The organism is Kothea flammea (assembly GCF_052161645.1).
Classification (GTDB): Bacteria; Planctomycetota; Planctomycetia; order Pirellulales; family Pirellulaceae; genus Laterigemmans.
This window is the reverse complement of sequence record NZ_CP197414.1, coordinates 5106567-5119679: the sequence shown is the minus strand read 5'-3', so window position 1 is coordinate 5119679 and position 13113 is coordinate 5106567. Positions and strand designations below refer to the sequence as shown.

Genomic DNA, 13113 nt, shown 5'->3' with positions numbered 1-13113 from the left:
CACGATCGTCGCGGATCAATTGCCTTCGGTCGGTGTGAATTCAGCAAACACCGGCAAGTGAGGCGATAACTCCTCGGCTTCTGCTGGGGTGAGTTCGAAAACGCCAGCAAAGTCGATCACGCCGCCATGTCCCAGATATTCCGAGGTTGTCTTCCGCGGCGAGATTAGATTGCTGAGTTGATAGCGTCCGAAAATATCCGTTGGGGTGCTGAGTACGGCCGGATGGCAAGCGTTGCCACCGAGATGGTTTGCCAGCTGACGATCATCGGCCGCCAGCATCCCCGCCAACAACAGGTCGTCTTCGTTGCGACCATCTTCGGCAACCGCCGCCATAATGTTCGCCAGCAGCGGAATTTCGCGGGCGGCTCGATCGGAATCAATCCGCATGTTGACCAACGTAAATGTCCATGCGCGCGCGGTCGGGACCTGACGAACGCGAAACCAACCGACTAGCGGATCGTAAGAAACCATGCCCTGCGGGTCGGCCATCGTGTAGAGCTGACCACGGTCGGTTTCGATCCGATCGGTATCGAACAGGAACGCGTATTGTTCGCTGAGCATGCCTGGGTCGCTGCCAGAAACTGCGATGTGCGGACCGACCGCCGGGCCCAGCAGAAAGTCATAGCGCCGCCCTCCACGATTGATATGTTCAATCACCCGCGGCAACAGATCGCGTTGCCTGCCGGTCAATTGCTGCAGGGCGATCACGTCAAATTCACGCACCACCGTCGACAGCCAATCCATCACGTGCGGCTTAGCTAATTTCTGACGATCAAAACCCGCCAAAGCCCAACTGCCAATCCGAATCGGCCCCATTTTGGCTTGCAGTGCGGCGTCTGAATTTTCGTCTTCCGCGGAATTTTCTGAGAGAGCTTTGTTGGTCGATTGAAACCTGGTTTCGGTCGCACCGCGGTTTGTCGTCAGGGTGTCACTTTCGTCACCAGCGGTGTCCCGCGAAGCGGTTGAACCCAGCGTGGCGGGGGAGTGCAAGGGTGGACGCGTCGAGGCAAGTGTGGAGGGGATGCCCTGGGCGTTGCCCGCCAGCGCTCGCCGGGCGTCTTCGCCAGCACGTCGATTCCAAACGTTGCCGAACAGTTCGCTACCGCGGCGCCGCGTTTGCTCGTCGTCCGCCGCGCTGCGGGGCCGGACGGCCACCGCATCCAAACCGGCAATTTCATAATTGCGCAGGAAAAACCAGCCACCGCCGCAGACGGCAAGCACCAACAATGCTTTCCAGATTGGATTTCCCAAGGTTCGTTCACTCCGCTAACAACCAGAACGGTAGCGCTCGTTTCCGCGCATCGGCGACCCGCTAACCTTGGGGTTCGACGGGGAAGTGTTGGTCAAGTTAGCAATTCCCATCGCGCTCGGCAGCCAAGCCGTATTCGTCTTCGGAATGGGGCGATGATAGCGATCAAACGGCGAACGACTTCGGTTTCATCGGCGGCCCGAGGCATGGCGGTATGCCATCACCGAAATGCGGGCTGGGTGAGTTGTTACCAAGCCAAAAAACGGCGGATCAGTTCGATGCCCGGTTCGGTCAAGAAACTTTCGGGATGGAACTGCCAGCCCTCTAATTTATGAACCCGATGCCGCACCCCCATGATCTGTCGCTGGCCGCCCGTTTCGGTCCAGGCGCTGACGATCAATTCCGCCGGCAGCGACTCCGGTTCGATCACCAAGCTGTGATAGCGTGTGGCCACAAAGGGAGAATCGATGCCCTGAAAAAGCCCGCCGTTATCGTGAGAAATTCGGTCGGTCTTGCCGTGCATTAATTGCGGCGCCCGAACGATGCGGCCACCCAGTGCTTGACCGATCGATTGGTGGCCGAGACAAACGCCGAGCAAAGGCAGTTTGCCGGCAAATCGTCGCACCACTTCCACGCTGACACCCGCTTCGTGCGGCGTGCAGGGACCGGGAGAAATAATGATCCGCTCAGGAGCCAATTCGGCCAATTGATCCACCGTCAGTTCGTCATTGCGGACCACGCGGATCTCTGCACGGGCGTCGATTTCGCCCATGCGTTGGACCAAATTATAAGTAAAAGAGTCGTAGTTATCGACAACAACGATCATCGGATGAACGTCCCTGAGACGGGTTGGCACTGAGCGGGCACTTTCGGTCGCACGTTTCCTGCGGCTTCCAATCGGGCCATGCCCGGATTGCCATAACGGCGCGAAGAAACACTTTAAACTCCGGGCCCATTTTTTCCCAGGGACCCACCTGAATTCGCTACAATAAACGCTCTTTGGCTAGACGTACCCTAGGGCGTATAATCGGGGCCGGCAGCTCGGCAACAGTCGAGCCAATAACGGCCGCAACTGGTTGCGGACTGGCAAAAAACAAGATCGCGAAATTAGGAGTCAAGCTCGCTAGGCGCAGGATTTTAATTACGCTGGAATGGGCAACGTGTTGCTCGTCTGGCCCTTTCGCACAGTGTGGCTGACACTCGTTCAAATATTATCGCCTCAGGAATTACCCCGTGCTTTCGGTTCGCCCTAGAGTCGCAGAGTTATCATTCAGTTTGCTCGGTCGATCCTTGCATCCCGAGTTGTACGCGATGCATAAGTCGCGACGCGTGGAACGTAGTGGGTACGAGGCCAAGCTGGATATCACTAACTCCGGACACGTCATCACCTGGATTGGTTCCGGGCAGATATTGACGGAGGTCTGCGCCTCGGCACGCCAACCGTTGCCGGCCCGCCGCCAGCTCGTCAGCGAACGCATCCGTGGTGCTGGTTCCCAAGAACACGAGTGCCGCGGCGGAGCGACTTATCGCAGTCAGTATCAGTTGGAATCGGTGACGGCGGAATTATTTTGGAGCTTGCAAAAACAATTGTTCTCAGGCCCCGCACCCGAAGGTTTGGTGCATCGCTTTGATTCCAGCGGCCGGTTGGCTCTCGGCGCCTTTAGCTATATCCACATCGAAACCCGCGCCCGTTCCATGATGATTCAAGCCATCCACACGTTTCCAGATGACTACGCAATCTTCAAAGTCGAATCGGTCTTCACGCTGCCCAACCAAGCAAAGTCCTAAGAACCGTTAGCCGTTTTGGCGCTAGCCACGGTTCTCGTTTCCCACCCAACTATTCGCGTATAACCGAACGGTGGCTATCGCCAAAACCGCTAACCGTTAACAGCTACAGCGAACCACGACGCGGCGCCGGTGGTCGTGGCGCTTGATCCGTCGCCATATCAATCAGCAGGTCGGCAACTAGGCGTTGATCATATTGAGTCAACCGTCCGCTGGTGCCGCGAAACCAGCTGAGCACTGGAGCCAAATAGCCGACGGGCACTTCGACCGCTTCAGTTCCATTGACAGCCGAAGAACTCCACCGCGGACCGACTGGCGTTGCTGCCAAGCGATAGCTGCCACCGAGCGGGCATTGCAAATCGGCATCCAGCAAGACGCTGGTTACCTTGGCTGCTTCCGCTGCTGGGACTCGCAGTTGCGAGGTCAATGTATCGAGCAACCTGGCACCGGCGATCGATGCGCGGTGGCTGCGGAGATAGAGTTGATTGTTAATCCAAGCTTCCAAACGCGTGCCTTGCAGGTTGTCAACGTGCAAGCGAACTTGAGCCGGTTGTTCCGCTTCGACAATTGCCAGATAAGGGACGGAGTTGGTGATAATCTCTGGTAGGAATGAGACGATGCTGAAGCCGTTCGCTTGGTAGCGATAGAGCCCGCCCAGCAGCCTCGTCATGCCGGGGCCAATCGGTCGCCCACGCCCCAGTCCCAACGGTAAGCGGTCCAGCAAGCCAGGTTGCGGCCAGGCACCGATGTAGCCCGCCAGCGACTTGAGTGCCCGGAATTTATCCAACAGTCCATCCAGCTCGGCCGGATTCGGCAGCAATTCATCTTTGACAGCGAGGAACAGATGATGGGGCGGAATCGAACCGCCCAGCTGATCGCTGACCACGTGCGCCTGGATGGCGGCAATATCGTCGGGTGCAAATTGCAGGGCGACCTTGGTGGGGGGGCCCAGTTGCTCCGCTAACCAGCCATATTTTTCCGGCACCAGGGGCGCGATCTCCGCGTGAATTTCAACTCTCTCAATTCCATCGGCCGTGCGGCTGGTGGGCCGAACTCCGACGACCAAGGGATCCATCTGCTGCCATTCTTCGCTGTAAAATTCTGCTCGCCGCGAATACCAGCGATATTCCTCTTCGGTGACTTGTCCAATCGGCACGTCAGCCACTGGCTTAAAAGAGCCAAGGCGTCCACGTCGTGAATCAATAATCGTGTCGCCGGCAATGATCGGTCCGCTGCCATCGGGACGTCGGCCAATACCGTCAGGCAGATAGCCAGCCGCGGTTAATTGATCGAGCTGATTCAGATTGCGTCCTTCGCCGCGGGCCGCCAGCGTGGCTAAGCGGGTCAAGCTGATATCGGCAGTCGCGTACAGTCGGCGTCGCAATTCGATTTGGTATTGAGGCCCCGCCAGGTTCTGAAAAAAGTCCGCTGAGAAGTAAGCGAAGATCGTATAGTCGTTACTTGCCGGCAACAATCTTCGCGCGTACTGGAAACCACGCGAGTCGGCCAAGTTTTCGCCCCCGCGACCGCAAGCAATAAAGGCTCGCACCAGAGTTTCGGAAGAACTGATCAGGAAATATTCGCCCTCATTGACGAGGTATGAGCGGATTTGATTATCGGGAGTCGACAAGAGGGTGACTTTGCTGCCATCCAGCTCCAAGGTTTGCAGCGTAGCACTTTCCAGCCTGGCAGCCGTTGCCGCTCGTTGGCCATTGAGCGAAGTCCCCAGCAGAAACGCATTCTTGGCTTTCAACAGCGTGCCAATCGCGGGCCCTTCCGTCAAAAACAGGTCATAGCCAATCAACGCCATATCATCGATCACCGTCGGGCCCAGCGTTATAGCCAGCTCCGTGGTGCTGAGATCTAACAGTTTCTCAGTTCGCGAGGCAGCCTGATAGTCGAATCCCCGAATGGTAATCATTCGCGAAATGTCCCCACCGTAACGACTGCTCAAATCCCGGAACCATAGATAGTTCTTAAAGGAGCCAAAGCGGAGGTAAAACGAGCCTTTGGGAACGCGCGAAGCAAGTGGCTCGATCGCCTGCGGTTGGTCAGCCGATACGCCCGTTGCGTTGAGTTCGCGTTCGAGCATTTCCCAATCCCGATGTTCGAGCCACTCGGGGGCTGCCGGGGCCTCTAAGTTGGCTTCGGAGAATTGCTCGGTATCGCCACGAGCCACGCGGCGGAAAGTTTCTGCGCGCATCGCTTCGGTGCCAGCCAGCAATTCCAACGTGGAGGCGATATTCTCCTCACTTTGCTCACTGGATGTGGACACTGCGCCGCCGGCCGACGCGTCAATCGCAGCATCTTCTTCATCGTTCGCATCGAAAGCGGGTGGCAGCGGTAGATTGAGCCGTCGAGACAACGTCGCCAACAGATAACTTTCCACCAGCGGTGGATAGTCCCCCGCTTCGATGCCGTAGCTGGCCGATTGCGTGTACGATTGCCACCAAGCCTCCAGCAGCGTCCGCTGCGGTTGGCCATCCCGGATGCGGTCGATGGCGTCGTTAATCACAGCCCCGCTCGCTGGGCGAGGCGGCAGCGGGCGGATAACAAACTCGCGTCGTGTTCCGTCGCTAACGATCACGCGAAATGGCGTGTCGCCGCGAAACAAAAAAGAGACTTCATGCCCGACGGTTTCTTCAATCTCTTCGCTGGTGATGGTGCGAATGATGTTTTTCATCCGTCCCAACAATCGTCCTTGGCCAATCACCGGACCGGGAGGAATCGCTTCCAGCGGCGGTCCGCTGCGGCCAACTTGAGTCAATTGTCGCAAGCTGGGATAGTGGGTGCGTCCCTCGGTATCTTCCACCCGCACGGGCAACGGCGTCTCTGATTTCTCGCCGCGGGGAACCGCATAGCGAATCTGAGCAACACCGAATGGTTCCCCCGCGTAGGCGATGATTTCCGCCGACCCTTGAGCCTGAGCCGCTGACAGGGAGCCAGGAAAAAGTCCAGCCAGGGGGCCACCGACTATCAACAGCCCCAGCATCAGCCACAACCCCAGCTGCAGGCTGTGGCGGGACGAGTGGGCGGCGTGGGGTGGGAGCGGCAACAAGCCAGGAAAAAACAAGCCCTGCGGAAGGCTTCGTGGACCTTTCCCGCTGGCTTGTTGAAATCGACGGTTAGACAGATTCATTGTGCATAACAATTTGCTTGGAGATCGGACCTACGCCTCCATCATAGGCGATTGCTACCGCTCGGTCGAATCAAGCAGTCGAATCGAGCAGACGAATCAGCTCGCGGCAAAAGTCTGGCAAATCGTCCGGTTTGCGACTGCTCACGTGGTGACCATCAACCACCACTGGTTGGTCTTCATAGATCGCTCCCGCATTCACCAAATCATCTTTGATACCGGCCGATCCGGTGACCCGCACGCCTTTGTAAACGCCAGCTGAAATAGGAATCCAGCCGCCGTGGCAGATGGCCGCGATTGGTTTTCGTTGTTGGTCGAACTGGCGAACTAGCTCGAGCACCACGGGATCGCGTCTAAGTTTGTCGGGCATAAAACCACCCGGCACCACGAGCGCGTTGAAATCACTCTCGCGGACATTTTCCAAAGCCGCGTCAGATACGCACGGATAGCCGTTTTTGCCGGCATACAATTTTCCCGCCTCGAGACCGGCCACCACCACTTCGGCCCCCGCTTCAATCAAACGCAACTTGGGGTACCACAGCTCTAAGTCCTCATAGATCTCTCCCGTAATAATCAAGACGCGTTGACCGGTTAACGCGTGCCTCGCCTGTGTCGCGTTCATTTAAACACCATGTGATTGGGCTTTGAGATAGTCAGGTAAGGGAATCACATAGGGTAGCCGGTGGTAATCGCAGCGCCACCCCGGGACACTCGCAGCATGCGCTGGTGTCCCGGCTTTAGCCGGTCAAAGGGCTTCGCCAGGGTCAGGCTTTGTGTTCGGTGTTGTGGAGAGGGAAAGACGATGTTTCGCCTGCGGGCAGGCGTCTTTGATGTCGGATTTTTTGCATTCAAGACGTCTGCCCCTTGTTGATTCGTTCAAGCTGATGCCACTTCTACGGTTGGCTGGTTGCTGAGCGTCGGCAGCGATGTTTTGGCGAAAGACGAACGGTGAGTACCACGAACGAGCACGAGTAATGAGGCCCCGACGAGCTTGCCTCGTTAGGTGAATCAGGTTGTCGGCTAGTGATGCAAGCCCCGTGACTCTTGACGCCCGCCCGCCCGCCTGCGGCGGGCGGGGCGGAAAGAGGATCGCAGGGCAACGGGGGAAGCGTGCTAGCTAAGAAACTCCTTCACCGCACGAGGCGAGCTCGTGGGGGTCGTGATGGGCCCGCGAGAGGCTTCGCCCGGGAGAGGCTTTGTGTGCGGTGTTCGGGGATAGAATTATTGCGAGTTGGATTGCGCTAGTATTGGGCTTCAGCCGGGTGTTCGCGATTTGCGTTATCGCGAACTGGCCTCAACGAGCGCGGCGGCTTCTCGCCAATAGGCATAACGTTCTACGTAGTCGCTCCAGTATTGTCCCAGCAGCCGTTTTTCTTCCTCCGCAAAACCCGCCGCGTGGCGGAGTACGGCCGCTTGCAACGCCTCGCGATGTTCTTCGCTCGGCTCCTCGTGGTACGCTTCGATGTGGGCCAACAGGGGAGTCTGGGGCAAGCTATGCTCTTGCTGAACCGTTGCCGCCCAGCGACGGTATTGCCCAAGCCGGTATGCGACGCGTCCCACCATCGCTCGCTCCCACGGCTCTGCGAGTTTCAGCGAACGTTTTGCCAGCGTCTTCAACTGGCTTGCCAGTTCCGCTTCCACTGGCGCGAGCAACGCCATTCTCAACATCGCGTGGACTTGCCAATTGGCGAGCGCCTCCAAGTCTGTCGCTAACATCCGCTGTCGATAGGCGACGTATTCCTCCTGGCGGCCAGTCAAAAATAACAACGCACCGTGCTCGTAGGTCAATTCATGATCAGGCAGTTTAAGGCTCGCTTCATAAGCTGCTTGCCACTTTCTCTGCCGTGCCAACAAGTCGCGGACTTGTGCCCAGGCACCGTCGTTGTTCGGCATGCGGGCTGCCTCGGTTGTCAGCCGAACCGCCATTTCAATATCGCCAGCCTCCAGTTCGCTGGCAGCTTGCGACATCAACTCTTGGGAGTTTCGCCAAACTTCCGCCGGATCCAAATGCGCGTATTGCCAATTTGGCAAGGGAGCCAAGACTTCGCCCAGGCTTGAGATCGCGGCCGGTTCGTCGTAGGACAGTGCAACTCGGATGCGGCTGCGATCAAGTAGAAATCCGACCGCTTCGCCATCGTTGAGCCAGTAAACTTCGCTGGCAAACCAATGGTTGCGATTCAACACATCCACGATTCGGCCACTATCCAATTTGGCATTCACCAACCGTCCCGAGAATCGATTGTCGGCGACAAAACCCAAGTAGTTTCCCGTCTCTGCGTCGATTCGCAAGGGAGCCGCTGCGGTCTCAATCGTCCACTTTGGCTTGTCCTGGCCAATTTGCCAGCATTGCAGCTTGTGATCTTCTGTACCAATATAAAATTCGGTACTATTCGACGCGAATGCTCCGCGTCGAATGATTTGCTGCATGGAGAACTCATGCAGCAACTCTCCGCTGGTCACCGAGAGAATCTGCACGGGCTCCGCCTCCGATAGCGAGTAAGTGGCGTATCGACTGCCATCTACCGAAAAAACCGCATGCTCTTGGGCGGGTAGCTCGTGGGCTGGCTGTCCCGTGTCAACGTTGTAAACAACCGTCCGCTTCACGACAAAATTATCGGCCGGGCTTAACAACTCTGCCTTGCTTTGCTTGGCTGCCGGAATCCCACCAATGCCAAAGACCACGTGGCTACCATCTGCGGTTAGCTTGAGCCAGCGAGTCATCCGGCCACCCAGGCCCTCGAAATCTGCGGCATCGATCAGTTGTGAAAAGGGCAAGCTGTCGCCAGCATAATTTTCTGGCAAATCATAGATCGCAATGAGTTTGCGAAAATACTTAGAACTTATCGAGCCGTTGCTGTTGTTCTCCTGCCAGAGCATGGCTAGCTTGCGTCCATCCGGCGTCACGCTAATTCCCCACGGATTCACCATCAGGCCTGGTGACGCGTTGGGTCTGGTCAAAGTATAACGCTGGTCAATTTTTCCGCGCGCATTCAGCCGTTGCAAACCGTCTGCGACGGTATAGCAATACGCATGGGTTTGCGAAGCGTCAAAAGTCCAAAATTCTGTCCCGGCATCCGCCATGCCAAATGAACGGTCGTCACCATAAGCCAGACCTTGGTTTAATCGCAACAACAGCAACTGATTATCGGTCTGAATTGCCAGTAAACCATGCGGCACCGAGTGACCGACGTAATTTACTGGCGTCGTACCGTGCGGCCAGAGGTGGTTTAATTCGTAATAGTTGCCTCGTTGTAATTTGTCAGTGTGAAAGGTGCTATACGCGGTGCCGCCGATGACTCCCGCGATGACCTCGAATTCCTCGGTTCCCCGCATGGGAAAATCGAGGCTCACTTGTTGGCTGTCTCCATATAGCAAAAGGTTGCGAGCTAATCCGGTGCGACCGAAGGGTTGCAGGTTGCCATCCATCCAGCGCATGTAATGCACGCCCAATTCAGTGCTGGGAGAGCGGAGGTGTTTAAAACTAATTAGTTGATTCTCATGAGGACCGAAAAAAGTATGATGAAATCCCCCAAGCTCCTGCTTGCGGACGACACCAGACACGCTGTCCCAGATGTAGTGCATGCTGTTCATCACGCAGACCAAACGCTGTCCGCTTGGCGAAAGAGAAACCGACATGTAATCAGTCGGATCCAATTGACAGCGAGCGACTTCCCGCAGATTCTCGGTTGTAAACAGCAATGTTTGACCGTCCGATTTGATGACCACCACCCGTTCCCGGTTCAGTGACAAATCGGCATCTCGATAGGTGCCTCCCAGCGGTACTTGCCTGCTGGGCTGCAAATCGTTGGCACGAAATAACATGATATGATCATCGCTGATGCCCACGACTTGCTCATCGGAAATTGCGTAGGCGCGTCGCAACGTGGGGAGATCGCGACTCGTTGTTAACGCTTTTCGTTGGCTGATCGAGTAGAGGTGCGTTGTGCCGTCGGCTTGATAGAGAATTTGATCTTCATCCAGGAAACTGATGACGTTCGGCTTGCCTGTCGTCGGAATGGCAGCAAGTAGCCGTCGTTCTGATCGACAAGCCTCCACGATGCGACTGAGCTGATGTTTGTATTCCCACCGCGCGTCGCGCTGCATGGTTTGCCGATTAAGCTGATAAGCATCACGATAGCGGCGTTCGATCAACGCCGATTCCGCTTGGATGTATAAAGCCATTTGTTCGGCTTCATCAGCTCGCGTCTCAGCTTCCGCCGCGTTTTCGTTGGCTAGTTGTTTTTGGCTATCGGCATAGTTCGCTCGTTCATCGGCCCGCACGCTCTCTTGTTTGGCAACCACGGCAAGACTGCTGCTGACCATGAATCCAATTAACAGCGTGGCCAGCAGCACCGCGCTGAGGCTGGCCACCAGCGGATTGCGACGACACCAACGCCAGCCGCGATACCAACGTGTGATCTGGCGGCTCTGAATTGGATGGCCCGCCAAATAACGCTCCAGCTCCTCAGCGAACTCTTCCCCCGTGGCGAAACGTTTGGCGGGATCCTTTTCCAAACAACGCAAGCAAATTGTTTCCAAGTCTTTGGGGGTTGCCGCGTTGAGTTTCCGTGGGCTGACCGCGTCCTCGGTCAACAGCTGATAGATCAGCATCCTCGTTTCGCCGCGAAACGGTCTTTCGCCGGTGAGTAGCTCGAATAACACCACCCCCAATGAATAGATGTCAGTCCGCCGGTCAACCGTTTTCGCTTCTCCACGAGCTTGCTCAGGCGACATGTAGGCGGGGGTGCCCATGATTTGTCCTTCCTGAGTCATGGTCTCTTCGCCGACTTCCCGTTTGGCCAGCCCAAAGTCCATCAAGTGTGGTTCTCCATCACGATCCATCATGATGTTTCCCGGTTTCAGGTCACGGTGAATGACCCCTTGCTCATGGGCATAATGCAGTGCCCGGCCGATCTTGATGCACAACTCGGCTGCTTGACGAGGCATCAAGTTGCGAACGCGGAGATACTCTGCGAGCGTAACACCGTCGATGAAATCTGCCACGATAAAGATGCTGTGCCCGTCACGTCCCACGTCGTGGACGCTGACGATATTGGCGTGTCGCAGTTGGGCGGCAGTGCGAGCTTCGCGAAAAAACTTTTCGGTTTCAGTGTCTGAAATCCGACCTTGCCGCGGCACTTTGACCGCGACCGTGCGATCGAGTTTCGTATCGCGCGCGCGATAGACCGTGCCGAACCCGCCAGAACCGATCTCTTCAAGCAATTCAAAATGGGCAAGTTGTCGCGCCGTTTCCGCCTGCAGGGTAAGTGTCTCGTCGCGGCTCGAGTCATCGTCCTGGGCAGACCCGTTTTCAGCAGACCCGCCTCCAGTCGGCCCGGTTTCGACCGTTTGCTCTTCGCTGGCTGGCCCGCCGCGGAGTTGCTCGCCTTGCGTGGGCCTGGAGAGGCGATTGCTGTCGATCGTCTCAGCACTAGCTTGCAGCAGTTCTTTGCTGGCGGCGGCCAGCACTTGGGGATTTCCTTGACAAGCCTGTTTGAGCCAAGCAATGCGTTCGGCCTCCGGAAGACGAATGGCTTGGCTCACCAAGCGTGAGACTTCGGCATCTAGCGGTGCACTCATGCGATTCTTGTCTTCCGAATTGGTGGTTTTCAGAGTACGCTGGTAAGGGGTGAGCGTTTTTCCGCGAGCCGGGAATTCTTGGCTGTCTGGCGGGCATTTTTGTTACCGACGATTGCATTCCTATTCTGCTTTTCTCCTAATCGCTATGTCCGAAGCACGTGAACGGGGCTTGTGGCCCGATGCCAGCATTGTTCGAGAGGACATGGGTAAGCTGGGGCTGACCAGCCAACAGCTGGCGCACGAGGCAAATCTTTCGCTGACGACGGTCAAACGTTTGCTCTCGGGGCGACATCCAACCAGTCGTTCCACGTTGGAAGATGTGGCGCGCGTTTGTCGCGGCTTGGCCTCGGCATGGCGTTGTTATTTGAAACCTGCCAGCAGCGTAGTCGCCGAATTTACGATCACAGCCAGCTTGCCGCCCGAGATTCAAACGCCGGAACAGGTCCAGCAGTGGTTGCTCGATCATCCAGAAGAATTCCTCAAATGGAGGAAGGAATACAAAGCGGCCACCGGCAAGGAACCTTATGTGTTGCGAGTCGCTCGCGGTTCGTTGAAGTTTACGGTCATGATGTCGGAGGAAGATTTACATGCAGTTGAAAAGCACGCGGGGCAGTCAGAGCAAGCTCGTGAAATGTTGCTCGATGTCAAATTAATCGGCTTGTCGACCACGCACCGCCGCATACTCTTGTTCACCTGCCTGCTTGCAATCGTGGCGGCAATCACTTTGCTGGCGACGTTTTGGCACGCACCGGCCTCTGCCCAAAACCTTCGCCTCGAACTTGCCGGACGCCCAACGGTGCATCAAGTCGGTGTGCAGTTCGAACGTCCCGATCGCTTCGCCCGCTTGCCAATCGTGATTGAAAACAATTCGGACGAGGATGTGCGAGCCAATCGAATTTGCACAGTGAGTTTCGAGGGTACCGACTGGGATCATCCCGACATTGAATATTACTTGGATCCCGAACCCGCCCAAAATCCCATCGTGCCCGCCGGCGGTTCCCGCGCACTTCTCTACCGACTCAATCTGCTGACGCCGACCGTTCAAAACACCGAAGACAAACCGATACCCGGTGCTGTGAAGTGCAAAGTTCTGTTGAACATCTTGTCGAACGAAAACCAACAGGTGATTGCCACATGTAGCTGTTCGGTTTGGGTTTCTCCTGGCCAGCCTTTGTCGCGTGCAGAGACGGCAGGTCCCAATGAATAAGCAACGCCCGTGACAGTGGAAGCTTAACGTCCGTCAGGCGAAACGACGGGATTTGACACTATTTGAACCCGGGCGAATTCTTGATCAATTTCGCAGTCAGGATCAGAGTGGTGGGAGCCCTGATCTTCCTCCCACATGCTACAACCAGTTTCGCCG

The 13113-nt window shown here is 56.6% G+C and carries 7 protein-coding genes; 2 read left to right on the top strand and 5 right to left on the bottom strand.

Annotated features, from left to right (window positions below; genetic code table 11):
- Window positions 1–15: 15 nt before the first annotated feature.
- A complete protein-coding gene (locus tag SH139x_RS19115; RefSeq protein WP_488351365.1) occupies window positions 16–1251 on the bottom strand; it encodes an exonuclease/endonuclease/phosphatase family protein in 1236 nt (411 codons plus the stop codon).
- Between the two features lie 245 nt (window positions 1252–1496).
- Entirely contained in the window at window positions 1497–2075 is a 579-nt protein-coding gene (locus tag SH139x_RS19110; protein WP_488351364.1) for an anthranilate synthase component II, read from the bottom strand.
- Between the two features lie 407 nt (window positions 2076–2482).
- Between SH139x_RS19110 and SH139x_RS19105 the strand changes: the two genes are divergently transcribed.
- The gene (locus SH139x_RS19105; RefSeq protein WP_488351363.1) at window positions 2483–3037 is read left to right on the top strand and encodes a DUF2617 family protein; all 555 of its coding nucleotides are present in this window, start codon (window positions 2483–2485) and stop codon (window positions 3035–3037) included.
- A 103-nt stretch (window positions 3038–3140) separates the two neighbouring features.
- Here the strand turns inward: SH139x_RS19105 and SH139x_RS19100 are convergent, their stop codons facing one another.
- The 3 genes from SH139x_RS19100 to SH139x_RS19090 form a co-directional block, all read right to left on the bottom strand.
- Window positions 3141–6173, bottom strand: coding sequence for a hypothetical protein (locus SH139x_RS19100; protein ID WP_488351362.1), 3033 nt, complete (start codon window positions 6171–6173; stop codon window positions 3141–3143).
- A gap of 70 nt (window positions 6174–6243) precedes the next feature.
- The gene (locus tag SH139x_RS19095; protein ID WP_488351361.1) at window positions 6244–6792 is read right to left on the bottom strand and encodes a type 1 glutamine amidotransferase domain-containing protein; all 549 of its coding nucleotides are present in this window, start codon (window positions 6790–6792) and stop codon (window positions 6244–6246) included.
- Between the two features lie 656 nt (window positions 6793–7448).
- Window positions 7449–11750, bottom strand: coding sequence for a protein kinase domain-containing protein (locus SH139x_RS19090; protein ID WP_488351360.1), 4302 nt, complete (start codon window positions 11748–11750; stop codon window positions 7449–7451).
- Window positions 11751–11895: 145 nt separating this feature from the next.
- Between SH139x_RS19090 and SH139x_RS19085 the strand changes: the two genes are divergently transcribed.
- Window positions 11896–12957, top strand: a complete 1062-nt coding sequence (locus SH139x_RS19085; protein WP_488351359.1) for a helix-turn-helix domain-containing protein — start codon at window positions 11896–11898, stop codon at window positions 12955–12957.
- Window positions 12958–13113 lie beyond the last annotated feature (156 nt).

Excerpts from the sequence above, each read along its gene's own strand:
- SH139x_RS19110 (WP_488351364.1), bottom strand. The coding sequence starts at position 2,075 with ATGATCGTTGTTGTCGATAACTACGACTCTTTTACTTATAATTTGGTC.
- SH139x_RS19100 (WP_488351362.1), bottom strand. The coding sequence starts at position 6,173 with ATGAATCTGTCTAACCGTCGATTTCAACAAGCCAGCGGGAAAGGTCCA.
- SH139x_RS19095 (WP_488351361.1), bottom strand. The coding sequence starts at position 6,792 with ATGAACGCGACACAGGCGAGGCACGCGTTAACCGGTCAACGCGTCTTG.
- SH139x_RS19090 (WP_488351360.1), bottom strand. The coding sequence starts at position 11,750 with ATGAGTGCACCGCTAGATGCCGAAGTCTCACGCTTGGTGAGCCAAGCC.
- SH139x_RS19085 (WP_488351359.1), top strand. The coding sequence starts at position 11,896 with ATGTCCGAAGCACGTGAACGGGGCTTGTGGCCCGATGCCAGCATTGTT.